The following is a 21,102-nucleotide window of genomic DNA, read 5'->3' on the forward strand; positions in this document are numbered from 1 at the left end:
TTTATCATTGTTGCCCATTTAGTCAATAGACGAATAAACCAATTTTTTTAATAAGTAATGTTCGTTATTTATATTGTCATTTCAAAATGAACTTGGTACAATAGACACAGAAATCAAATAAGATGAATTCGTATAATCGCGGGGATATGGCTCGCAAGTCTCTACCAAGCTACCGTAAATGGCTTGACTACGTAAACATTTCTTTCGTTTGATATAAATAAAACACGTTTATTTATTCGAACTGAAATCCGTCTGTAGTCAAGCGTCCCAAAATTATTGGGGCGTTTTTTATTTGGCGATTTCAGGGCAGGATAAATAGCAAAGAGTGAAGGGAGTCAAATAGCTTGAAAAAGTATTTTCAGTTTGATGAGCTGGGCACCAGCTATCGCAATGAAATCATTGGCGGATTAACGACTTTTTTGTCTATGGCATATATTTTGTTCGTCAATCCGATTACGCTTGCTTTGGACAGCGTGAAAGATTTTCCGGAGGCGCTGAGAATTGACCAAGGTGCGGTCTTTACGGCGACAGCGCTGGCGTCTGCAGCAGGCTGTATCTTAATGGGATTAATAGCGAGATATCCGATCGCCATCGCGCCCGGTATGGGGCTGAACGCGTTTTTTGCGTTTTCTGTTGTCCTTGGTATGGGCATTTCATGGCAGGCAGCTTTGTCTGGTGTTTTTATTTCAGGTCTTATTTTCGTTGCTCTTTCTTTAACAGGTTTTCGTGAAAAAATCATCAACGCCATTCCGCCTGAGCTGAAATTGGCAGTCGGTGCGGGGATCGGCCTGTTTATTACATTCGTTGGCTTACAAGGATCAGGAATCATTACTGCAAATCCTTCTACGCTCGTCACGATCGGAAACATTCACAGCGGTCCTGTGCTGTTAACCATTTTCGGTGTGATTGTAACAGTTATTTTAATGGTGCTTCGCGTGAACGCAGGCGTGTTTATCGGGATGCTGTTAACAGCGGTTGCCGGCATGATTTTCGGTTTGGTTCCGGTTCCGACTCAAATCATCGGAAGTGTGCCGAGCCTTGCGCCGACTTTCGGACAAGCGTGGATTCACCTTCCTGATATTTTCTCCGTACAAATGCTGATCGTTATTTTAACATTCTTGTTTGTCGGATTTTTTGATACAGCTGGTACACTTGTTGCTGTGGCAACACAAGCTGGTTTAATGAAGGAAAACAAATTGCCGCGTGCGGGGCGTGCGCTTTTAGCTGATTCATCTTCTATTGTGATCGGTGCCGTGCTTGGTACGTCTACAACAACTTCTTACGTGGAATCAAGCTCAGGTGTCGCTGCGGGTGCCCGTTCAGGATTTGCCGCAATTGTAACAGGGATTCTCTTTTTACTGGCTACGTTTTTCTCGCCGCTCCTATCAGTTGTTACGTCAAATGTAACAGCGCCGGCGCTTATTATTGTTGGTGCATTGATGGTGGCGCCGCTTGGCAAAATCGCTTGGGATAAGTTCGAGGTGGCCGTTCCTGCTTTCCTTACCATGATCATGATGCCGTTAACGTACAGTATTGCAACTGGCATTGCCATCGGATTTATTTTCTATCCGATTACGATGGTGTGCAAAGGAAAAGCCAAAGAGGTTCATCCAATCATGTACGGGCTGTTTGTTGTATTTGTCCTGTACTTTCTCTTCTTAAAATAAGGAATGAAAAACCAGCTGCCGGTGCAGCTGGTTTTTTTGTTGCAAAAGATAAAACCATTTCATACGATATACCGTCATGTAGATGTGAAGCCATGCTTTACTTAAATGGAAATGACTTGACTGTTCAGGAAGGCTTCGGTACCTTATATAAGTGTTTTATTTTCTTGCTGAATGGTATTCCGCCGTATTTTTTTGATAGGAGTTGCTGACATGACGGAAGAAAGAAAAGAAACGTTTGAAGAAGAAATTAACCAGAGTGAAAGAATAGATGCAGATGAAGAACCGCTATCGAGAATGTCCAGAAAGGCAAGCCGCCAAAGCAAGCAGAAGCAAAAACAAAAGCAGAAACCCCGCCAGGAACGCGGTGAATCGGCTGTTAAAGACAAGCTTGCGTCTGTATGGGCAGCCATCAACAGATACTGCGGTTTTGCATTCTCGATTTTAAAATCACCGGCGAAAACCGTCATAGCGGATGGTTTTTCTCATTATAAGTACGGTCTGATTTCAATGCTTATATTCAGTGTGATCTTTTCAATTGGGAACTGGTTTCAGTTAAAGGCGAGCTGGAACCGGCCGCTCGGTTTCGGAGAACGCCATCATGCTTTCTATGACGGGTTTTTAGTTGTTCTAGTGTATTTGCTGATCTTTTTTGCGGTAATGGTCTTTGCTATATGGGCTGTCTCCCGCTACATGATGAAGCAGAAGGTGACGTTCAGAGAAGCGGCTGCCGTATTGGGTTCATTGCTTGTACCGGTGATAGCTGTTTCAATTATATGGCTGATCTTTGCGATCGTGAATATCCCAATGCTGACAGTTCTGTTTACGGTGCTGATCCTGTTTTCCATCTTTTTTATCATCGCGCTGTATGTACAGCGGGTGTACCAGGCGGCAGAAGATGCACCGATTGATTATATCTATTGTGTATTGGCTGTGGTGGGGATAGCGCTGCTGTTTATGGCAGTGACTTGGCCATTTATTTCTGAATATTTCACGGCATCGCTGATTCCGCTTTAATGAAAAAACCGGCTCAAAGCAGCCGGTTTTTTCATGTCACACTTTTTACAAATATATCTAAAAAACATAGTTGATTTGTAGGATTAACCCGTGTATGATGGGGAAAATGCTGTAAACGTCCAGCGCAAAAACCTTTATATTGAAGGAGGATGATGGACATGGCTGAAGTACTTCGCCGCGCAATTAATCAAAAGAAGCAATTTTTAAAAACCAAATTACTGCTCTCGGAATTTTATCAGGGAAGAGGGGAACAGCTGGCCCACTACACGCTTAGTGAGCTTGAGAAAGAATACAAGTCCCTTCTGAAAATGAAAAAAGAGATCTGACAATAGATGAGAAGAGGTGAGTCTGCTGAAAAGCGGGCTTTTTTTGATTTTGAAAAGGTGAGAAAGCGGGTAAACTACTACTGTTTAACCTCATAAAGCGTGTCGAAATATTTTCCTTAGGCTTTGGGCCTCGGCTCATTGTAAACGACTCATTTCTCTAGTAGAATATGAATGCTTTATGCAAGCTGAAGAGTAGGGGGATGAAATAAAATGATGCAAACCATCTTATCAAATGGGATAGCCATGGTTCTCATAATTCTCATTATTAATATTGTCTATGTGTCATTTTTTACGATAAGAATGATATTAACGCTGAAAGGACAGCGTTATTTAGCGGCCGGCATCAGCACGGTTGAAATACTGGTTTATGTGACAGGTCTGAGTCTTGTGCTTGACAACCTAGACCAGATTCAAAACGTGATCGCGTACGCGCTCGGTTACGGTCTTGGCGTGATTGTCGGCATGAAAATAGAAGAAAAATTGGCGCTTGGCTATATTATGGTCAACGTCATTACGAAGGAGCTCGATCTTGATCTTCCGAAGCAGCTCCGTGAAAAAGGCTACGGCGTGACAAACTGGGTGGCCGGCGGACTCGAAGGTGACCGTACAGCCCTTCAGATTCTGACGCCTAGAAGATATGAACTCCAGCTATATGATACGATTAAAACACTTGATTCAAAGGCCTTTATTATTGCGTACGAACCAAAAACAATCCACGGGGGCTTCTGGGTCAAAGCGGTTAAGAAGAGGAGAATTAAAGAATAATGGCAAAGCCGAAGAAGAAAAAGTTTGAAGTGACAGAGCAGCAAACGATTGATGCGGTGCTTCAGCAAATGAAAGAAGAAGGTTATCTGCCTGTAAGGCGAATGGAAGAGCCTATTTTTATGGAAAAAAAGGAAAATGGGTCAATTCAGATCGTTCCGTGCGGGAAAAAAATCGTATTTGAAGGGAAATTGATCTAAAACACGAACATTAGTAGAATGAATTTTTGTATCGTTCGATAATATCGTTGACATTATCCATGTCCGTTGTTAAGATAAACATGAAATCAAAACACGACCTCATATAATCTTGGGAATATGGCCCATAAGTTTCTACCCGGCAACCGTAAATTGCCGGACTATGCAGGAAAGTGATCGATAAAACTGACATGGATATATCGCAGAAGCGAACGACTGACGATACATGTACCATGCCCGGTTTGTATTGCTTCCTCATAAGTGCAATGCAAATTCGGGTATTTTTTATTTTCTGAAAACTAAAGCATTAGAAGGTGGGAACAGAATGCAGCCGCTAGTAGGAATCATCATGGGAAGCACTTCCGATTGGGAGACAATGAAACACGCATGCGACATACTTGACGAACTTAATGTTCCATACGAAAAAAAGGTCGTTTCCGCTCACAGGACGCCTGATTTCATGTTTGAATACGCTGAAACCGCCAGAGAAAGAGGCATCAAGGTGATCATCGCCGGCGCCGGTGGAGCGGCGCATCTGCCGGGGATGACGGCGGCGAAAACAACGCTTCCGGTCATTGGAGTGCCGGTCCAGTCCAAGGCGCTGAACGGCATGGATTCACTTCTATCCATCGTCCAAATGCCTGGAGGCGTACCTGTTGCGACGACAGCCATAGGCAAAGCGGGCGCAGTGAACGCAGGCCTGTTAGCGGCGCAAATTTTGTCAGCTTTTGACGAAGATCTTGCCCGTAAGCTGGATGAGAGAAGAGAAAATACAAAACAGACGGTGTTAGAAAGCAGTGATCAGCTTGTCTAAACAAATCATCTATCCGGGAGCTGTAATCGGCATAATCGGCGGCGGCCAGCTTGGGAAAATGATGGCTGTATCCGCCAAACAAATGGGGTATAAAGTCGCGGTCGTTGATCCTGTGAAAGATTCGCCGTGCGGGCAGGTTGCGGATGTCGAAATTACCGCTCATTATAATGACCGTGAAGCGATTCGACAATTGGCTGAAATCAGCGATATCATCACATATGAGTTTGAAAACATTGACTATGATGCGCTGCATTGGCTGAAAGACCATGCGTATCTCCCGCAAGGAAGTGAGCTGCTGCTCATTACCCAAAACCGTGAAACAGAGAAAAAAGCAATTCAAGCCGCGGGCTGTGAAGTCGCCCCGTACAGCATCGTCAAAACACAGAAGGAATTGATACAGGCGGTACAGGAGCTCGGGTTACCCGCAGTGCTGAAAACATGCCGCGGCGGGTACGACGGCAAAGGCCAATTTGTGATAAAAGAAGAGGCGCAAATGGAGCAGGCAGCCGCTCTTTTAGAACACGGAACTTGTATTCTTGAAAGCTGGGTTTCTTTTAAAATGGAATTGTCAGTGATTGTCGTCAGATCGGTAAACGGAGAAGTTTCAACATTTCCGGCAGCTGAAAACATTCACCACAACAATATTCTTTTCCAAAGCATTGTGCCTGCACGGGCCGGGGAAGGGATTCAGCAGAAGGCTGCTGAGCTGGCCGTTAAGCTTGCTGATGAGCTCAATCTTGTCGGGCCGCTTGCTGTTGAGATGTTCCTGACAGAGGACGGAGAGCTTTTGGTCAATGAACTGGCGCCAAGGCCGCACAATTCTGGGCATTATACGCTGGACCTTTGTGAGACGAGCCAGTTTGAGCAGCATATCAGAGCGGTATGCGGGCTTCCGCTTGGGAAGACAGATTTGCTGAAGCCGGGCATGATGGTGAATCTTCTCGGCGATGAAGTGAAGCTTGTTGAGAAAGACCCGGAGCTTTTAAAAGAGGCAAAGCTATATATATACGGAAAACATGAAATCAAAAAAGGCCGCAAAATGGGGCATATTACATTTATGAAGCAGCCTGAAGACGAATGGATTCAGGAGATCACAAATAAATGGATGAATAGAGACGGAGGACAAGCAGAATGATCGAACGTTATTCAAGACCTGAAATGTCCGCGATTTGGACGGATGAAAACAGATTTCAAGCATGGCTGGAGGTAGAGATTCTTGCCTGTGAAGCGTGGGCGGAGCTTGGCGTCATTCCGAAAGAAGATGTAAAGATTATGCGCGAAAACGCGTCATTTGACATCAACCGCATTTTAGAAATTGAAAAGGACACGCGCCATGACGTTGTCGCTTTTACACGCGCTGTTTCCGAATCACTGGGCGAAGAAAGAAAGTGGGTGCACTACGGATTAACGTCAACTGACGTTGTTGATACGGCTCTTTCCTACTTATTAAAACAGGCAAACGATATTTTACTCAAGGATCTTGAGAGATTTGTTGACATTATAAAAGAAAAAGCGAAAGAACATAAATACACAGTCATGATGGGGCGCACACACGGCGTACACGCTGAGCCTACAACATTCGGCTTAAAACTTGCGCTTTGGCATGAAGAAATGAAACGTAATCTTGAGCGTTTTAAACAAGCCAAAGCAGGCATCGAGGTTGGAAAGATTTCCGGCGCTGTCGGCACATATGCGAACATTGATCCATTTGTTGAGCAATATGTCTGTGAGAAGCTCGGATTGAAAGCAGCACCAATTTCAACTCAAACCCTTCAGCGTGACCGTCATGCTGACTATATGGCAACACTTGCTTTAATCGCGACAAGCATCGAGAAATTCGCTGTGGAAATCCGCGGATTGCAAAAGAGTGAAACACGTGAAGTTGAGGAATTTTTCGCGAAAGGGCAAAAGGGTTCATCTGCAATGCCGCATAAACGAAATCCGATCGGCTCTGAAAACATGACAGGCATGGCGCGCGTGATCCGCGGCTACATGATGACAGCTTACGAAAATGTTCCATTATGGCATGAGCGCGATATTTCTCATTCTTCAGCAGAACGGATTATTCTTCCGGATGCGACAATTGCGCTGAACTATATGCTGAACCGCTTCTCCAACATCGTGAAAAACTTAACGGTCTTCCCGGAAAACATGAAGCGCAACATGGACCGCACTCTAGGCCTTATCTATTCTCAGCGTGTGCTGCTTGCTTTGATCGACACAGGCCTGACACGTGAAGAAGCCTATGATACTGTTCAGCCGAAAGCAATGGAAGCGTGGGAAAAACAAGTGCCGTTCCGTGAGCTTGTGGAAGCGGAAGAGAAAATTACGTCACGTCTTTCTCCGGAAAAAATTGCTGACTGTTTTGATTACAACTACCATCTGAAAAATGTTGATCTGATCTTTGAACGTTTAGGTTTAGCATAGAAGAAGCTTTTAGCGGCTTCTTCTAAGCCGCCGCAGTTTGAAAATTCCCAACATTCGGGTTAGGAGGCCTTCCGTGAATATTGTGAAGAATGAACTTTTATATGAAGGAAAAGCAAAAAAGATCTACAAAACCGATGACGAAAACACGCTGTATGTTGTGTATAAAGACTCCGCCACTGCCTTTAACGGCGAGAAAAAAGCAGAAATCAGCGGAAAAGGACGCTTAAATAACGAGATTTCAAGCTTGATTTTCAAACATCTTCATACAAAGGGCATTAACAATCACTTTATCGAGCGCATTTCGGAAACGGAGCAGCTCATTCAAAAGGTAACGATCGTGCCGCTTGAAGTCGTCGTCAGAAATGTTGTGGCAGGAAGCATGTCCAAACGTCTCGGCATTCCAGAAGGCACGGAACTTGAACAGCCGATTATCGAGTTTTACTACAAGGATGACGCCCTGGGTGATCCGCTCATCACCGAAGATCATATTTGGCTTTTGAAGGCGGCGACTCCTGAGCAGGTAGAGACCATTAAGTCCATTACAAAAACAGTAAATGAAGAGCTTCAAAGCATTTTCGACGATTGTCATGTCAGATTAATAGATTTCAAGCTTGAATTCGGTTTAGATGCAGAAGGGCAAGTGCTTTTGGCGGATGAAATTTCTCCTGACACATGCCGCTTGTGGGATAAAGAAACGAACGAAAAGCTGGACAAAGATTTATTCAGACGCAATCTGGGAAGCTTAACCGACGCATACGAAGAGATTTTCAAAAGACTGGGAGGCATTCATCATGTATAAAGTAAAAGTTTATGTCAGCTTAAAAGAAAGTGTACTAGATCCACAAGGGAGCGCTGTCCAGCATGCCTTGCACAGTATGACTTACAACGAAGTTCAAGATGTGCGCATCGGGAAATACATGGAGCTTACCATTGAAAAATCTGACCGTGATCTTGACGTGCTAGTGAAAGAAATGTGTGAAAAACTTCTTGCAAATACAGTGATTGAAGATTACAGATATGAAGTTGAGGAGGTAGTCGCACAGTGAAATTTGCGGTGATTGTGTTACCTGGCTCCAACTGTGATATCGATATGTATCATGCTGTAAAGGATGAGCTCGGCCATGAAGTGGAATACGTCTGGCATGAGGAAACAAGTCTTGACGGCTTCGACGGCGTGTTAATTCCGGGAGGATTTTCTTACGGCGATTACTTAAGATGCGGCGCCATCGCCCGATTTGCGAATATTATGCCAGCTGTCAAACAGGCGGCGGCTGAAGGAAAACCTGTTCTTGGCGTCTGCAACGGATTCCAGATTTTACAGGAGCTTGGGCTTCTGCCAGGCGCAATGAGACGCAACAAAGATTTGAAGTTCATTTGCCGTCCGGTTGAATTGATTGTGCAGAACGACGAAACATTATTCACAGCTTCCTACGAAAAGGGACAATCGATTACAATCCCGGTTGCCCATGGTGAAGGGAATTTCTACTGTGATGACGAGACGCTTGCTTCATTAAAGGAAAACAATCAAATTGCTTTCACATACGGCTCTAATATTAATGGAAGTGTCAGCGACATTGCCGGTGTCGTGAATGAGAAAGGCAATGTATTAGGCATGATGCCTCACCCTGAACGCGCGGTCGATGAACTGCTTGGAAGCGCCGACGGTCTTAAATTGTTCCAGTCTATCGTGAAAAATTGGAGGGAAACTCATGTCACTACTGCTTGAACCAAGTAAAGAACAAATAAAAGAAGAGAAACTGTATCAGCAAATGGGTGTCAGTGATGATGAGTTTGCATTGATAGAATCCATTCTTGGAAGATTGCCGAACTACACTGAAATCGGAATTTTTTCTGTCATGTGGTCTGAGCATTGCAGCTACAAAAACTCAAAGCCGATTTTGCGTAAATTCCCGACAAGCGGCGAGCGTGTGCTGCAGGGGCCGGGGGAAGGCGCCGGAATCGTTGATATCGGTGATAACCAAGCGGTTGTCTTCAAAATTGAATCACATAACCACCCATCAGCTCTAGAGCCTTACCAAGGCGCTGCCACTGGCGTAGGCGGAATCATCCGTGACGTATTCTCGATGGGTGCCCGTCCAATCGCTGTATTGAACTCTCTTCGATTTGGTGAACTGACTTCACCGCGAGTGAAGTACTTGTTTGAAGAAGTAGTAGCGGGTATCGCCGGATACGGCAACTGTATCGGCATCCCGACAGTCGGCGGAGAGGTGCAATTTGACAGCAGCTATGAAGGAAATCCGCTTGTCAATGCCATGTGCGTCGGTTTAATCAATCATGAAGACATCAAAAAAGGCCAGGCGAAGGGTGTCGGCAATACCGTAATGTACGTAGGAGCGAAAACCGGGCGTGACGGAATCCACGGCGCTACGTTTGCTTCTGAAGAGATGTCAGACTCATCTGAAGAAAAGCGTTCTGCTGTCCAAGTCGGCGATCCGTTTATGGAGAAGCTTTTGCTTGAAGCATGTCTGGAAGTCATCCAATGCGACGCCTTAGTCGGCATTCAGGATATGGGAGCTGCCGGTTTAACAAGCTCAAGTGCAGAAATGGCAAGTAAAGCCGGCTCTGGTATTGAAATGAACCTTGACCTGATTCCTCAGCGCGAAACAGGCATGAGCGCGTATGAAATGATGCTTTCTGAATCACAGGAACGGATGCTTTTGGTCATCGAGCGCGGACGTGAGCAAGAAATCATCGATATTTTTGATAAGTACGATCTTGAAGCGGTTTCTGTCGGACGTGTGACAGATGATAAAATGCTTCGCCTGACACACAAAGGAGAGGTTGTGTGCGAGCTGCCTGTTGATGCCTTGGCAGAAGAAGCACCGGTTTACCATAAACCTTCTCAAGAGCCTGCTTACTATCGCGAGTTTTTGGAAACGGACGTTCCTGCCCCGCAAATTGAAGATGCGAATGAAACGCTGAAGGCGCTTCTTCAGCAGCCGACGATTGCGAGCAAAGAGTGGGTTTACGACCAGTATGACTACATGGTGCGCACGAATACAGTTGTCGCTCCCGGGTCTGATGCTGGTGTTCTCAGAATCCGCGGAACGAAAAAAGCGCTGGCGATGACGACAGACTGTAACGCGCGTTATCTCTATCTTGATCCTGAAGTCGGCGGGAAAATTGCTGTTGCTGAAGCGGCACGCAATATCATTTGCTCAGGCGCAGAACCGCTTGCAGTCACGGATAACCTTAACTTCGGAAATCCGGAGAAGCCGGAAATCTTCTGGCAGATCGAAAAAGCGGCTGACGGCATCAGCGAGGCGTGCAATGTTCTCAGCACACCGGTTATTGGCGGAAACGTATCACTTTATAACGAATCAAACGGTACAGCGATCTACCCGACACCTGTTATTGGCATGGTCGGCTTAATTGAAGATACAGCACACATTACTACACAGCATTTCAAACAAGCGGGCGATCTTGTGTACGTGATTGGCGAAACAAAACCAGAGTTTGCCGGAAGCGAGCTGCAAAAAATGACAGAAGGCCGCATTTACGGCAAAGCGCCGCAAATCAATCTTGATGTCGAACTGTCACGCCAAAGAGCACTGCTTGAAGCGATTAAAAAAGGCTTCGTTCAATCTGCGCATGATGTGTCTGAAGGCGGCCTAGGCGTAGCGATTGCGGAAAGTGTCATGACGACGGAAAACCTTGGCGCTAACGTAACTGTAGAAGGGGAAGCAGCGTTATTATTCTCTGAATCTCAATCCCGTTTCGTTGTTTCAGTGAAAAAAGAACACCAAGCAGCGTTTGAAGCAGCTGTAAAAGATGCGGTTCATATTGGTGAGGTAACGGCTGACGGAATTCTGGCGATTCAAAACCAAGACGGACAACAAATGATTCATGCGCAAACGAAAGAGCTTGAACGCGCATGGAAAGGAGCTATCCCATGCTTGCTGAAATCAAAGGCTTAAATGAAGAATGCGGCGTATTTGGGATTTGGGGGCATGAAGAAGCCCCGCAGATCACATATTACGGTCTCCATAGCCTTCAGCACCGAGGACAGGAAGGTGCGGGCATCGTAGCGACTGATGGTGAAAAACTGACGGCGCACAAAGGCCAAGGGCTGATCACTGAAGTATTTCAAAATGGCGAACTCAGCAAAGTAAAGGGAAAAGGCGCTATCGGGCACGTTCGGTACGCAACGGCTGGAGGCGGCGGATACGAAAATGTACAGCCGCTCCTCTTCCGTTCCCAAAACAACGGCAGCCTGGCGCTTGCTCATAACGGAAACCTTGTCAACGCCACTCAGCTGAAGCAGCAGCTCGAAAATCAAGGGAGCATTTTTCAAACCTCTTCGGATACAGAGGTTTTGGCCCATCTGATCAAAAGAAGCGGCCACTTCACACTGAAGGATCAAATTAAAAACTCGCTTTCCATGCTGAAAGGCGCCTACGCGTTTCTGATCATGACAGAGACCGAAATGATTGTCGCGCTTGACCCGAACGGGCTTAGACCGCTGTCGATCGGCATGATGGGCGACGCTTATGTGGTCGCATCGGAAACATGCGCATTTGATGTTGTCGGCGCAACGTACCTTCGTGAGGTAGAACCGGGTGAGATGCTGATCATCAATGATGAAGGCATGAAATCAGAGCGTTTTTCCATGAATATCAACCGTTCTATTTGCAGCATGGAGTACATTTATTTCTCCAGACCAGACAGCAATATTGACGGTATTAATGTGCACAGTGCCCGTAAAAACCTTGGGAAAATGCTGGCTCAGGAATCCGCAGTTGAAGCTGACGTCGTAACCGGGGTTCCAGATTCCAGTATTTCAGCGGCAATCGGCTATGCAGAGGCAACAGGCATTCCGTATGAGCTCGGCTTAATCAAAAACCGGTATGTTGGCAGAACGTTTATTCAGCCGTCCCAGGCTCTGCGTGAGCAAGGCGTCAGAATGAAGCTGTCTGCGGTGCGCGGGGTTGTAGAAGGCAAACGCGTCGTGATGGTGGATGATTCGATCGTACGCGGAACAACTAGCCGCCGGATTGTCACGATGCTGAGAGAAGCGGGTGCGACAGAGGTGCATGTGAAAATCAGTTCACCGCCGATCGCTCATCCGTGCTTTTATGGCATTGACACTTCCACACATGAAGAACTGATCGCGTCTTCGCATTCTGTTGAAGAAATCCGTCAGGAAATCGGAGCCGATACCCTCTCATTTTTGAGTGTGGAAGGGCTGCTGAAAGGCATCGGCAGAAAATACGATGACTCGAATTGCGGACAGTGTCTCGCTTGCTTTACAGGAAAATATCCGACTGAAATTTACCAGGATACAGTGCTTCCTCATGTGAAAGAAGCAGTATTAACCAAATAAAACTTGAAAATGACATAAAGGCAGCGCAGTTCGGCTGCCTTTCTCTTTCTGCCCTCTTTAGGGGAGATATTTTGAAAAGCGCCTTAAAGGAGTGAATAGGATGTCTGAAGCATATAAAAACGCAGGGGTTGACATCGAAGCCGGATATGAAGCTGTAAAACGAATGAAAAAACACGTGGAGCGCACGAAACGGCTTGGCGTTATGGGCAGCCTTGGCGGTTTTGGCGGCATGTTTGACCTGTCTGAGCTTTCTTATCAAAAGCCAGTTCTCATTTCGGGAACGGACGGTGTCGGCACAAAATTAAAGCTCGCTTTTTCCATGGATAAGCATGACACGATTGGCGTGGACGCTGTTGCGATGTGTGTCAATGACGTGCTGGCACAAGGTGCAGAGCCGCTGTTTTTCCTTGATTATTTAGCGGTTGGCAAAGCGGACCCTGTGAAAATTGAACAGATTGTACAAGGTGTGGCGGACGGCTGTGAGCAGTCAGGTTCAGCCTTAGTCGGCGGCGAGACGGCTGAAATGCCGGGGCTCTATACAGCTGATGAATACGATATTGCCGGTTTCTCAGTCGGAGTGGCAGAAAAGGACGAAATCGTGACTGGAGAAAACATCCAAGAGGGCCATCTCTTGATCGGCCTCAGCTCCAGCGGCCTTCACAGCAACGGATTTTCCCTTGTCAGAAAAGTGCTTCTGGATGATGCGGAGCTGGATCTTGATACAACATATGAACCGTTTGAACGCCCGCTTGGCGAGGAGTTGCTTGAACCGACAAGAATTTACGTGAAGCCTGTGCTTGCCGCAGTCAAAAGCGGAAAAATTGACGGCATGGCGCACGTCACAGGCGGAGGATTTATCGAAAATATCCCGCGCATGCTTCCAGAAGGCTTAAGTGCGGAAATCGATCACGGTTCATGGCCGATCCCGCCGATTTTCTCTTTCCTGCAAGAGTACGGCAAGCTGAAGGAAGAAGACATGTTCAACGTCTTTAATATGGGGATCGGCTTTGTTTTGGCTGTCAAAGAAGAGTATCTGACAGATGTGATCGGAACGCTTGAAAGCCATGGCGAAAAAGCCTATTTGATCGGGCGTGTGAAAAAAGGCCAAGGCGTCACATTTGGCGGTGCGGCACTTTCATGAAAAAGATTGCGGTATTTGCATCAGGAAACGGTTCAAACTTCGAAGCCATCGTCACGCGTTTGAAGGAGGAGAACTGGGATGCGTCAGTAGCGCTCCTCGTTTGCGACAAACCGCAGGCGAAAGTCATCGAACGGGCGGAAGCATTCCACATTCCATCCTTTGCATTTGAGCCGAAGTCTTATGAAAACAAGGCTGCATTTGAACAAGCCATTATTGAACAGCTTCGTCTTCACGAGGTTGAATTGATTGTTCTTGCCGGTTATATGAGGCTGATCGGAGATACGCTCCTTCAAGCATATGGAGGGAAAATCATTAACATTCACCCGTCGCTTCTTCCCGCGTTTCCTGGAATCGACGCAGTCGGACAGGCGTTCCGAGCGGGTGTGAAGGTGGCCGGAATCACCGTGCATTATGTCGATGAAGGAATGGATACAGGTCCGATCATCGCTCAAAAGGCAATCGAAATTGATGAACATGATACATTGGAAACAATCGAACAGCGAATTCACAAGCTTGAGCATAAATGGTATCCGAGTGTGATTAAACAGCTATTAGGATTAAATAACAGAGGTGAAAAGGCATGACCATTAAACGTGCATTAATCAGTGTTTCAGATAAAACAAATCTTGTTCCTTTCGTAAAAGAACTGACAGAGCTTGGCGTTGAAGTCATCTCCACAGGCGGAACGAAAAAGCTTCTTCAAGAAAACGGCGTGGATGTGATCGGAATTTCTGAAGTGACAGGCTTTCCTGAAATTATGGACGGCCGGTTAAAAACCCTTCACCCGAATATTCACGGCGGTCTTCTGGCGGTTCGCGGCAATGAAGAGCATATGGCGCAGATCAATGAACACGGGATACAGCCGATTGACCTCGTTGTCGTCAACCTCTATCCATTTAAAGAAACGATTTCTAAAGAAGACGTCACGTATGAAGAAGCGATTGAAAATATTGACATCGGCGGACCTGGCATGCTGCGTGCGGCATCAAAAAACCATCAGGATGTGACGGTTATCGTCGATCCGGCCGATTACAGCCCAGTGCTGAAGCAAATCAAAGAAGAAGGCAGCGTATCTCTTCAGAAAAAACGCGAACTGGCGGCAAAAGTATTCCGTCATACTGCGGCATATGATGCACTGATCGCTGACTATCTGACAGACGTTGTCGGTGAAAAAGAACCAGAGCAATTCACTGTAACATTTGAGAAAAAACAATCGCTTCGCTACGGAGAAAACCCGCATCAGGAAGCAACATTCTATCAAACAGCACTTCCTGTTAAAGGCTCCATTGCGCAAGCAGAACAGCTCCACGGCAAAGAGCTTTCTTACAACAATATTAAAGACGCGGACGCGGCAGTTCAAATCGTTCGTGAATTCACTGAGCCGGCTGCGGTTGCCGTGAAGCATATGAATCCGTGCGGTGTTGGGACCGGGGAAACAATCTCAGAAGCGTTTGACAGAGCGTTTGAAGCGGATAAAACATCTATCTTCGGCGGCATTATCGCGCTGAACCGTGAAGTGGACAAGGCAACTGCCGAAGCGCTTCACAACATTTTCTTAGAAATCATCATTGCGCCTTCATTCAGCCAAGAAGCGCTTGACGTCCTGACTGCGAAGAAAAATCTTCGTCTACTGACGCTTGACGTATCTGCTGCTGTTCAAAAGGAAAAACAGCTGACATCCGTTCAAGGCGGGCTGCTGATTCAAGATTTAGATATGCACGGCTTCGATGATGCGGAGATCAGCATTCCGACAAAAAGAGAGCCGAACGAGCAAGAGTGGGAGGACTTGAAGCTTGCTTGGAAAGTCGTGAAGCATGTGAAATCAAATGCGATCGTTCTCGCGAAGGACAACATGACAGTCGGCGTGGGAGCAGGCCAAATGAACCGCGTCGGATCAGCGAAAATCGCAATCGAGCAAGCAGGAGAAAAAGCGAAGGGCAGCGCGCTCGGCTCTGATGCATATTTCCCAATGCCGGATACTGTCGAAGAAGCGGCAAAAGCGGGCGTTACAGCCATCATTCAGCCAGGCGGATCGATCCGTGATGAGGATTCCATCAAAAAAGCGGATGAATACGGCATTGCCATGGTATTCACCGGCATCAGACACTTCAAACATTAAGGGGATGAAAACGACGTGAATGTATTAATTATCGGTAAAGGCGGAAGAGAGCATACGCTGGCATGGAAGGCAGCGCAAAGCAGCCTCGTCGAGAATGTATTTGCCGCTCCCGGAAATGACGGCATGGCAGCTTCCGCACAGCTTGTAAACATTGAGGAAAGCAACCACGCAGGGCTTGTCTCATTTGCAAAAGAAAATCAGGTCGCCCTGACCATTGTCGGCCCTGAGGTTCCTTTAATTGAAGGTCTGGTGGATGAATTCGAAAAAGCGGGCTTGCGTGTGTTCGGCCCGTCAAAAGCTGCGGCGATCATCGAAGGAAGCAAACAGTTCGCTAAAGATTTAATGAAGAAATACGACATTCCGACCGCAGAATACGACACATTTACATCCTTTGAAGAGGCGAAGGCATATGTGCAGGAAAAAGGCGCTCCGATTGTCATAAAAGCTGATGGACTCGCAGCTGGAAAAGGCGTTACTGTTGCTATGACAGAGGAAGAAGCAATCGCATGCCTGCATGATTTTCTTGAGGATGAAAAGTTCGGTGATGCGAGCGCGTCTGTCGTCATTGAAGAATATCTTTCTGGTGAAGAATTTTCTCTGATGGCCTTTGTCAAAGGGGAAAAGGTGTATCCGATGGTGATTGCCCAGGATCACAAGCGTGCGTTTGACGGAGACAAAGGCCCGAATACGGGCGGAATGGGGGCTTACTCTCCAGTTCCGCAAATTTCGGAGGAAACGGTCCGCCATGCTGTAGAAACCATCGTGAAGCCGGCCGCCAAAGCAATGGTACAAGAAGGCCGTTCCTTCACTGGCGTTTTGTACGCTGGATTGATGCTTACTGAAAACGGCTCGAAGGTTATCGAATTTAATGCCCGCTTCGGCGATCCGGAAACACAGGTCGTGCTTCCACGCATGGAATCTGATCTGGTACAGGTGCTTCTTGATCTTTTAGATGATAAGGAAGTTGACTTAAGATGGAAGGATACCGCAGCTGTTAGTGTGGTGCTTGCATCAGAAGGGTATCCGGAAAGCTATGCAAAAGGCACTCCGATCGGCAGCCTTGCAGCAGAAACCGAGCAGGTCGTGGTCTTCCATGCCGGAACGAAAGCAGAGGGCGGAGAGTTCGTTACAAACGGGGGCCGCGTCGCCAATGTGACGGCTTTTGATGAAACGTTTGAAGCGGCTAGAGAACGAGTGTACAAAGCGGTTGATGAAATATTCAAACCGGGACTCTTTTTCAGAAAAGATATTGGGGCACGCGCTTTAAAGGCTGCCCAAAAATAAGTGAGGAAAACCCGCAGATTAAGCTGCGGGTTTTTTGTTACATAAAAGCGGGATGGTGAGCGGAAGAAGAAAGCACAACAAGCGTGGTTGGTTTTCCATGGGCCATCGAGGCGTCAATAAAATCTTCAAGCGTATGTACCGATTCTGTCACGACCTTTGTCACATAGCTGTACATACCCGTGATACGGTGGTTTTCTGCTACATCAGGATGCGATGTTGCAAAGGCGGCGTAGTGCTTGCAGCTTTTCGGCTCCATGAGAATAAAAGCGGTGACATGCTTGTTTAGTTTTTCGTAACAGATATTCGCGCTGTAGCCGGTAATCACTCCTTTGTCTTCAAGCTTCCTGACACGCTCCGCCGCGCTTGGCGAGCTGAGTCCGACAAGCTTTCCCAGCTCAACCATCGTTAATCTGCCATTTCGCTGCAAATGCGAGAGAATCTGAAGGTCTGTATCGTCCATTTGTCTGGCTCCTTTACATATTTAGGCGAATGAATGAAAATTCCTTTGATCATAAGGTAATGCTGTTGATTTAGCTTCATTGTAGCATATGGATGCCGTCTTATTTTTTCTATAATAAAGCCATCAATCAGAGAGGAGGCATCATGTTGCCAGAATTACAGCGTTCTATTACTTGGATACAAGGGACAGCGTTAACGATTGGAGCCGTTTTAGGCTGCGGGATATTAATTCTGCCGTCTGTAACAGCTGACGCAGCCGGACCCGCTTCTTTATTTGTTTGGGTGTTCATGTCCTTCTTATCTTTTCTTCTTGTCGGCACGCTGGCCCGGCTTGTGAAAATAGCGCCCAGCGCGGGAGGAATCACGGCTTATGTGCAGCTGGCCTTTCAGAAAAAAGCCGGGGCTATTTTGGGCTGGATCATGTTAGGGTCCGTTCCGATCGGCGTTCCCATCATCGCTTTGACTGGCGCGCATTACGTCAGTTACGTCACAGAGGCGGCGGATTGGCAGGTTACATCGATTGCTGGTTGTATGCTGGCTATATCTATTTTGCTTCATATGAGAGGGATTCAACTATCCGCAAACATCAGTACACTCGTTATATGTGTCATCGTATTTCTGCTTGTCACTTCTATTGCTGTGTCATTGCCATACGTCACGATAGCAGAATTCAAGCCGTTTCTTCCGCATGGCTGGTCTGCCGCGGGATCTGTTTCAGTTATGATTTTTTTCTCTTTTGTAGGCTGGGAAATGATTACCCCGTTGGCTGAGGAATTTCATCGCCCTGAAAAAGATGTCCCGCTTAGCTTGTTTTTGGCAGCGTCTTGTGTGGCAGGGCTGTATATCATGCTGTCATTTGTGACGGTGGGGACTCATTCATATGGACAGAATGGAGAAATTGCATCGCTTGCCATGCTCATCTCAAAAGGAGCAGGAGAAAGCGGTGTATATGTCACGGTATGTTTAGCGCTCTTTATTACATTCGCCACCATACACGCCAATATTGCTGGTTTTTCAAGAATGGTGTACGCATTGGCGAGAGAGGGGCACATACCCGTATTTTTTGGAAAACTAAGTGCGACAAAACGTACGCCTATCCGTGTTTTGACCGCGATGGCCGCGGTGTTTGGCTTAGTGCTTGCAACCCATGGCCTGTTTCAAATCGATTTGACGACTCTGTTGAAAGGGCCGAGCGCGGCTTTCATCGCATCTTACATATGTACATTGGCGGCAGCACTGAAACTCCTGAGCTGGAGAGATTCGGGCTGGTGGATGGCGCTCGGGGCGTTTGTGGCGTGCGCAGTGATTTACTCATTCAGCGGCTGGGCGCTTCTTTATCCGGCAGTGCTGGCAGCTGCCGGATATTTCTATATGAAAACAAAGGGTGGGCATAAAAAAAGCTCGATCACGTTTCGTGATCAAGCTTTTTCTTTATCCGTTTTGCTGGCCGTTATTTCCAGAATCGCTGTTTTGAAACATGTAGGTCACAGGACAGAATCGCAGGATTCCCGAACCCGCTTTCATGGCCCCCATAAAGATGTAAAAGAGATGCATTCTGCACCAAGGTTTTTTCGTAAACTTTGCGCTCGCGGCTGACATAATCGTCAATCCGCAGGCGATTCTGAAGACGGCATTAATGAGACTGATGTTTGGCTTCATGGAAATCCGCTCCTTTTTACTTGAAAAAGTTTTTTAATTGAACCTTCAAAAATTTGTAACGTTTTTATCGTGCGTGATGAGGAAGGATGTGATACCATGAGTCTAATACATATAAAGGAGAGTATGTGAATGTCCGAACGCACCTTTAACTGGAAAAACAAAGACATCAGGGCACAGGTTGATGTTGTAGACTCAAAGCTGCTTCCAACGCTCCTTTTACGGAATGCTCTCGTCTTAAATCCATATGTAAAACAATGGCTGAAAAAAAACATTTGGATTTATCAGGACCGCATTGTTTATGTGGGTCATGAACTTCCGAATAGAGCCGAAAAAATTCATACGATTGATTGTGAAGGAAAATACATTGTGCCGGGTTATATTGAACCGCACGCACATCCTTTTCAAATATATAATCCCCAAACACTGGCGGAATATGTGTCTCAATACGGAACCACGACATTTGTGAATGATAATTTATTTTTGCTTTTGCAAAGCGGAAAAAAGAAAGCGCTTACGATTTTAAATGAACTCAAAAAGCAGCCTGTCCAGTATTTCTGGTGGTCACGCTATGACCTCCAGACAGAGGTTTTGAACGAGGACCACGTTCTTCCGTTTGATGTCAGAAAACAGTGGATTGAACATCCGGATGTGATTCAAGGCGGAGAAATGACCGGATGGCCTCGCCTTGTAGATGGTGATGATTTAATGCTACACTGCATGCAAGCTACAAAGAAACAAAGAAAACGCATTGAAGGGCATTTTCCCGGCGCTTCTGATAAAACGCTTACAAAAATGAAGCTGTTCGGAGCGGATTGCGATCATGAAGCGATGACAGGTGATGAAGTGATGAGAAGGCTGGAACTGGGCTATTATGTTTCCCTTCGGAACTCTTCCATTCGCCCTGATGTAAGAAAAATCTTGCAGGAGCTGCATGAGAAGGGCTTCCGCTATTATGACCACTTCTTTTACACGACAGACGGCGCGACGCCGAATTTCTATAAAGGCGGCATGACAAACGAGCTGATCCGCATTGCGTTAGAAGAAGGCGTACCTGCAATTGACGCCTACAATATGGCATCATTTAATATTGCGAAGTATTACCAAATGGATGATTATTTAGGAGTTGTCGGGCCTGGCAGACTGGCTTCGCTGAACATACTGGAAGACCCGCTAAATCCAAATCCCGTGACTGTTCTGTCAAAAGGGACCATCCTGAGAGAAGACGGCTGTGATTTGAAGGCGTTTACAAATATGGACTGGAACAAAGGCGGTCTTGTCCCGCTTGAGCTTTCATATGATATGACGATGGATGATTTGCAGTTTTCCATGCCGATGGGCGTGAAAATGCGGAATGCGGTCATTATGGAGCCGTATATGATTGAGATCGACAATTCGGTGGAACAGCTCTCATTTGACCATGATGAAAGTTATTTGACAATGCTTGATAAACATGGAAAATGGCGCGTCAACACAATGATAAAAGGTTTTGCCTCAAACGTGCAGGGATTTGTTAGCTCCTTTACGACGACTGGCGATATTGTCGCGATTGGTAAAAATAAAGCGGATATGCTGCTCGCTTTCGCCCGCATGAAAGAGATCGGGGGAGGAATCGTTCTGGCGGAAAACGGGAACATTCTGTATGAAATTCCGCTTTCGCTGTGCGGCTGCGCCTCTTCAGAAGCATATGAAGTCGTGCTTGAGAAGGAACAGAAGCTGAGAGATCTTTTGACAGAAAGAGGCTACAAATTTAGTGATCCCGTCTATACGCTGCTCTTTTTGCAAAGTACGCACCTTCCGTATATACGCATTACGCCGAGAGGAATCTTCGACGTCATGAAAAAAACTGTACTCTTTCCATCGATAATGCGTTAAAATATAAAAGAGCGGGG

20 protein-coding genes, 1 pseudogene and 2 riboswitches are annotated in these 21,102 nt (G+C 46.4%); of the genes and pseudogenes, 19 read left to right on the top strand and 2 right to left on the bottom strand.

All coding sequences use genetic code 11. The annotated features are described in order from the left end of the window. Positions 1-108 precede the first annotated feature (108 nt). A riboswitch (purine riboswitch) is annotated at positions 109-210 on the top strand. A gap of 134 nt (positions 211-344) precedes the next feature. The 17 genes from pbuG (at position 345) to purD (ending at position 17,095) form a co-directional block, all read left to right on the top strand. Beyond that, the gene (gene pbuG / locus MY9_RS03720; protein WP_014663054.1) at positions 345-1,667 is read left to right on the top strand and encodes a hypoxanthine/guanine permease PbuG; all 1,323 of its coding nucleotides are present in this window, start codon (positions 345-347) and stop codon (positions 1,665-1,667) included. Between the two features lie 210 nt (positions 1,668-1,877). Continuing rightward, complete coding sequence (locus MY9_RS03725) at positions 1,878-2,681, top strand: hypothetical protein (RefSeq protein ID WP_014663055.1); 804 nt, start codon at positions 1,878-1,880, stop codon at positions 2,679-2,681. A gap of 158 nt (positions 2,682-2,839) precedes the next feature. Continuing rightward, positions 2,840-3,007, top strand: a complete 168-nt coding sequence (locus tag MY9_RS03730) for a Fur-regulated basic protein FbpA (protein ID WP_014663056.1) — start codon at positions 2,840-2,842, stop codon at positions 3,005-3,007. 210 nt (positions 3,008-3,217) lie between these two features. Further along, positions 3,218-3,772, top strand: coding sequence for a DUF2179 domain-containing protein (locus tag MY9_RS03735; protein WP_014663057.1), 555 nt, complete (start codon positions 3,218-3,220; stop codon positions 3,770-3,772). Then, positions 3,772-3,969, top strand: a complete 198-nt coding sequence (locus MY9_RS03740; RefSeq protein ID WP_003219403.1) for an NETI motif-containing protein — start codon at positions 3,772-3,774, stop codon at positions 3,967-3,969. The genes MY9_RS03735 and MY9_RS03740 overlap by 1 nt, the downstream gene beginning before the upstream one ends. Before the next feature lie 79 nt (positions 3,970-4,048). Continuing rightward, positions 4,049-4,150: riboswitch (purine riboswitch) on the top strand. Positions 4,151-4,291: 141 nt separating this feature from the next. Next, entirely contained in the window at positions 4,292-4,780 is a 489-nt protein-coding gene (gene purE, locus MY9_RS03745; RefSeq protein WP_014663058.1) for a 5-(carboxyamino)imidazole ribonucleotide mutase, read from the top strand. After that, positions 4,773-5,915 carry a 5-(carboxyamino)imidazole ribonucleotide synthase gene (gene purK, locus MY9_RS03750; RefSeq protein ID WP_014663059.1) on the top strand — a complete coding sequence of 381 codons (1,143 nt, stop codon included), beginning with the start codon at positions 4,773-4,775 and terminating at the stop codon, positions 5,913-5,915. The genes purE and purK overlap by 8 nt, the downstream gene beginning before the upstream one ends. Next, complete coding sequence (gene purB / locus MY9_RS03755; protein WP_014663060.1) at positions 5,912-7,207, top strand: adenylosuccinate lyase; 1,296 nt, start codon at positions 5,912-5,914, stop codon at positions 7,205-7,207. Before purK ends, purB begins: the two co-directional genes overlap by 4 nt. A 73-nt stretch (positions 7,208-7,280) precedes the next feature. Continuing rightward, positions 7,281-8,006, top strand: coding sequence for a phosphoribosylaminoimidazolesuccinocarboxamide synthase (gene purC / locus MY9_RS03760; protein ID WP_014663061.1), 726 nt, complete (start codon positions 7,281-7,283; stop codon positions 8,004-8,006). Further along, the gene (gene purS / locus MY9_RS03765) at positions 7,999-8,253 is read left to right on the top strand and encodes a phosphoribosylformylglycinamidine synthase subunit PurS (RefSeq protein ID WP_003219409.1); all 255 of its coding nucleotides are present in this window, start codon (positions 7,999-8,001) and stop codon (positions 8,251-8,253) included. Before purC ends, purS begins: the two co-directional genes overlap by 8 nt. Continuing rightward, positions 8,250-8,933 (top strand): phosphoribosylformylglycinamidine synthase subunit PurQ, encoded by a 684-nt coding sequence (gene purQ / locus MY9_RS03770; protein ID WP_014663062.1) that lies wholly within the window; start codon positions 8,250-8,252, stop codon positions 8,931-8,933. The genes purS and purQ overlap by 4 nt, the downstream gene beginning before the upstream one ends. Beyond that, on the top strand, positions 8,917-11,145 hold the full coding sequence (gene purL, locus MY9_RS03775) for a phosphoribosylformylglycinamidine synthase subunit PurL (protein ID WP_014663063.1): 2,229 nt from the start codon (positions 8,917-8,919) through the stop codon (positions 11,143-11,145). Before purQ ends, purL begins: the two co-directional genes overlap by 17 nt. Beyond that, positions 11,121-12,551 (top strand): amidophosphoribosyltransferase, encoded by a 1,431-nt coding sequence (gene purF, locus MY9_RS03780; RefSeq protein WP_003233947.1) that lies wholly within the window; start codon positions 11,121-11,123, stop codon positions 12,549-12,551. Before purL ends, purF begins: the two co-directional genes overlap by 25 nt. A 100-nt stretch (positions 12,552-12,651) precedes the next feature. Then, the gene (purM, locus tag MY9_RS03785; protein WP_014663064.1) at positions 12,652-13,692 is read left to right on the top strand and encodes a phosphoribosylformylglycinamidine cyclo-ligase; all 1,041 of its coding nucleotides are present in this window, start codon (positions 12,652-12,654) and stop codon (positions 13,690-13,692) included. After that, positions 13,689-14,276 (top strand): phosphoribosylglycinamide formyltransferase, encoded by a 588-nt coding sequence (purN, locus tag MY9_RS03790; RefSeq protein ID WP_014663065.1) that lies wholly within the window; start codon positions 13,689-13,691, stop codon positions 14,274-14,276. The genes purM and purN overlap by 4 nt, the downstream gene beginning before the upstream one ends. Continuing rightward, a complete protein-coding gene (purH, locus tag MY9_RS03795) occupies positions 14,273-15,811 on the top strand; it encodes a bifunctional phosphoribosylaminoimidazolecarboxamide formyltransferase/IMP cyclohydrolase (RefSeq protein WP_014663066.1) in 1,539 nt (512 codons plus the stop codon). The genes purN and purH overlap by 4 nt, the downstream gene beginning before the upstream one ends. 15 nt (positions 15,812-15,826) lie before the next feature. Next, a complete protein-coding gene (purD, locus tag MY9_RS03800; RefSeq protein WP_014663067.1) occupies positions 15,827-17,095 on the top strand; it encodes a phosphoribosylamine--glycine ligase in 1,269 nt (422 codons plus the stop codon). 37 nt (positions 17,096-17,132) lie between these two features. On the opposite strand, the gene MY9_RS03805 is transcribed toward purD, so the two are convergent. Further along, a complete protein-coding gene (locus MY9_RS03805; protein WP_014663068.1) occupies positions 17,133-17,555 on the bottom strand; it encodes an Lrp/AsnC family transcriptional regulator in 423 nt (140 codons plus the stop codon). Positions 17,556-17,698: 143 nt separating this feature from the next. Here MY9_RS03805 and MY9_RS03810 point away from each other — a divergent pair. Further along, positions 17,699-18,961, top strand: a pseudogene (locus MY9_RS03810) (APC family permease); the annotation flags it as partial. 24 nt (positions 18,962-18,985) lie between these two features. On the opposite strand, the gene MY9_RS21045 reads toward MY9_RS03810, so the two are convergent. Beyond that, complete coding sequence (locus MY9_RS21045; RefSeq protein ID WP_040083954.1) at positions 18,986-19,213, bottom strand: YgaP family membrane protein; 228 nt, start codon at positions 19,211-19,213, stop codon at positions 18,986-18,988. Positions 19,214-19,342: 129 nt separating this feature from the next. Between MY9_RS21045 and MY9_RS03815 the strand changes: the two genes are divergently transcribed. After that, a complete protein-coding gene (locus tag MY9_RS03815; protein ID WP_014663070.1) occupies positions 19,343-21,085 on the top strand; it encodes an adenine deaminase in 1,743 nt (580 codons plus the stop codon). Positions 21,086-21,102 lie beyond the last annotated feature (17 nt).

It is taken from the genome of Bacillus sp. JS, assembly GCF_000259365.1.
GTDB lineage: Bacteria > Bacillota > Bacilli > Bacillales > Bacillaceae > Bacillus > Bacillus stercoris.

Coding starts and splice junctions, on each gene's coding strand:
- MY9_RS03725 (WP_014663055.1), top strand. CDS start 1,878: ATGACGGAAGAAAGAAAAGAAACGTTTGAAGAAGAAATTAACCAGAGT.
- MY9_RS03730 (WP_014663056.1), top strand. CDS start 2,840: ATGGCTGAAGTACTTCGCCGCGCAATTAATCAAAAGAAGCAATTTTTA.
- MY9_RS03735 (WP_014663057.1), top strand. CDS start 3,218: ATGATGCAAACCATCTTATCAAATGGGATAGCCATGGTTCTCATAATT.
- MY9_RS03740 (WP_003219403.1), top strand. CDS start 3,772: ATGGCAAAGCCGAAGAAGAAAAAGTTTGAAGTGACAGAGCAGCAAACG.
- purE (WP_014663058.1), top strand. CDS start 4,292: ATGCAGCCGCTAGTAGGAATCATCATGGGAAGCACTTCCGATTGGGAG.
- purB (WP_014663060.1), top strand. CDS start 5,912: ATGATCGAACGTTATTCAAGACCTGAAATGTCCGCGATTTGGACGGAT.
- purS (WP_003219409.1), top strand. CDS start 7,999: ATGTATAAAGTAAAAGTTTATGTCAGCTTAAAAGAAAGTGTACTAGAT.
- purL (WP_014663063.1), top strand. CDS start 8,917: ATGTCACTACTGCTTGAACCAAGTAAAGAACAAATAAAAGAAGAGAAA.
- purF (WP_003233947.1), top strand. CDS start 11,121: ATGCTTGCTGAAATCAAAGGCTTAAATGAAGAATGCGGCGTATTTGGG.
- purM (WP_014663064.1), top strand. CDS start 12,652: ATGTCTGAAGCATATAAAAACGCAGGGGTTGACATCGAAGCCGGATAT.
- purN (WP_014663065.1), top strand. CDS start 13,689: ATGAAAAAGATTGCGGTATTTGCATCAGGAAACGGTTCAAACTTCGAA.
- purH (WP_014663066.1), top strand. CDS start 14,273: ATGACCATTAAACGTGCATTAATCAGTGTTTCAGATAAAACAAATCTT.
- MY9_RS03805 (WP_014663068.1), bottom strand. CDS start 17,555: ATGGACGATACAGACCTTCAGATTCTCTCGCATTTGCAGCGAAATGGC.
- MY9_RS21045 (WP_040083954.1), bottom strand. CDS start 19,213: ATGAAGCCAAACATCAGTCTCATTAATGCCGTCTTCAGAATCGCCTGC.
- MY9_RS03815 (WP_014663070.1), top strand. CDS start 19,343: ATGTCCGAACGCACCTTTAACTGGAAAAACAAAGACATCAGGGCACAG.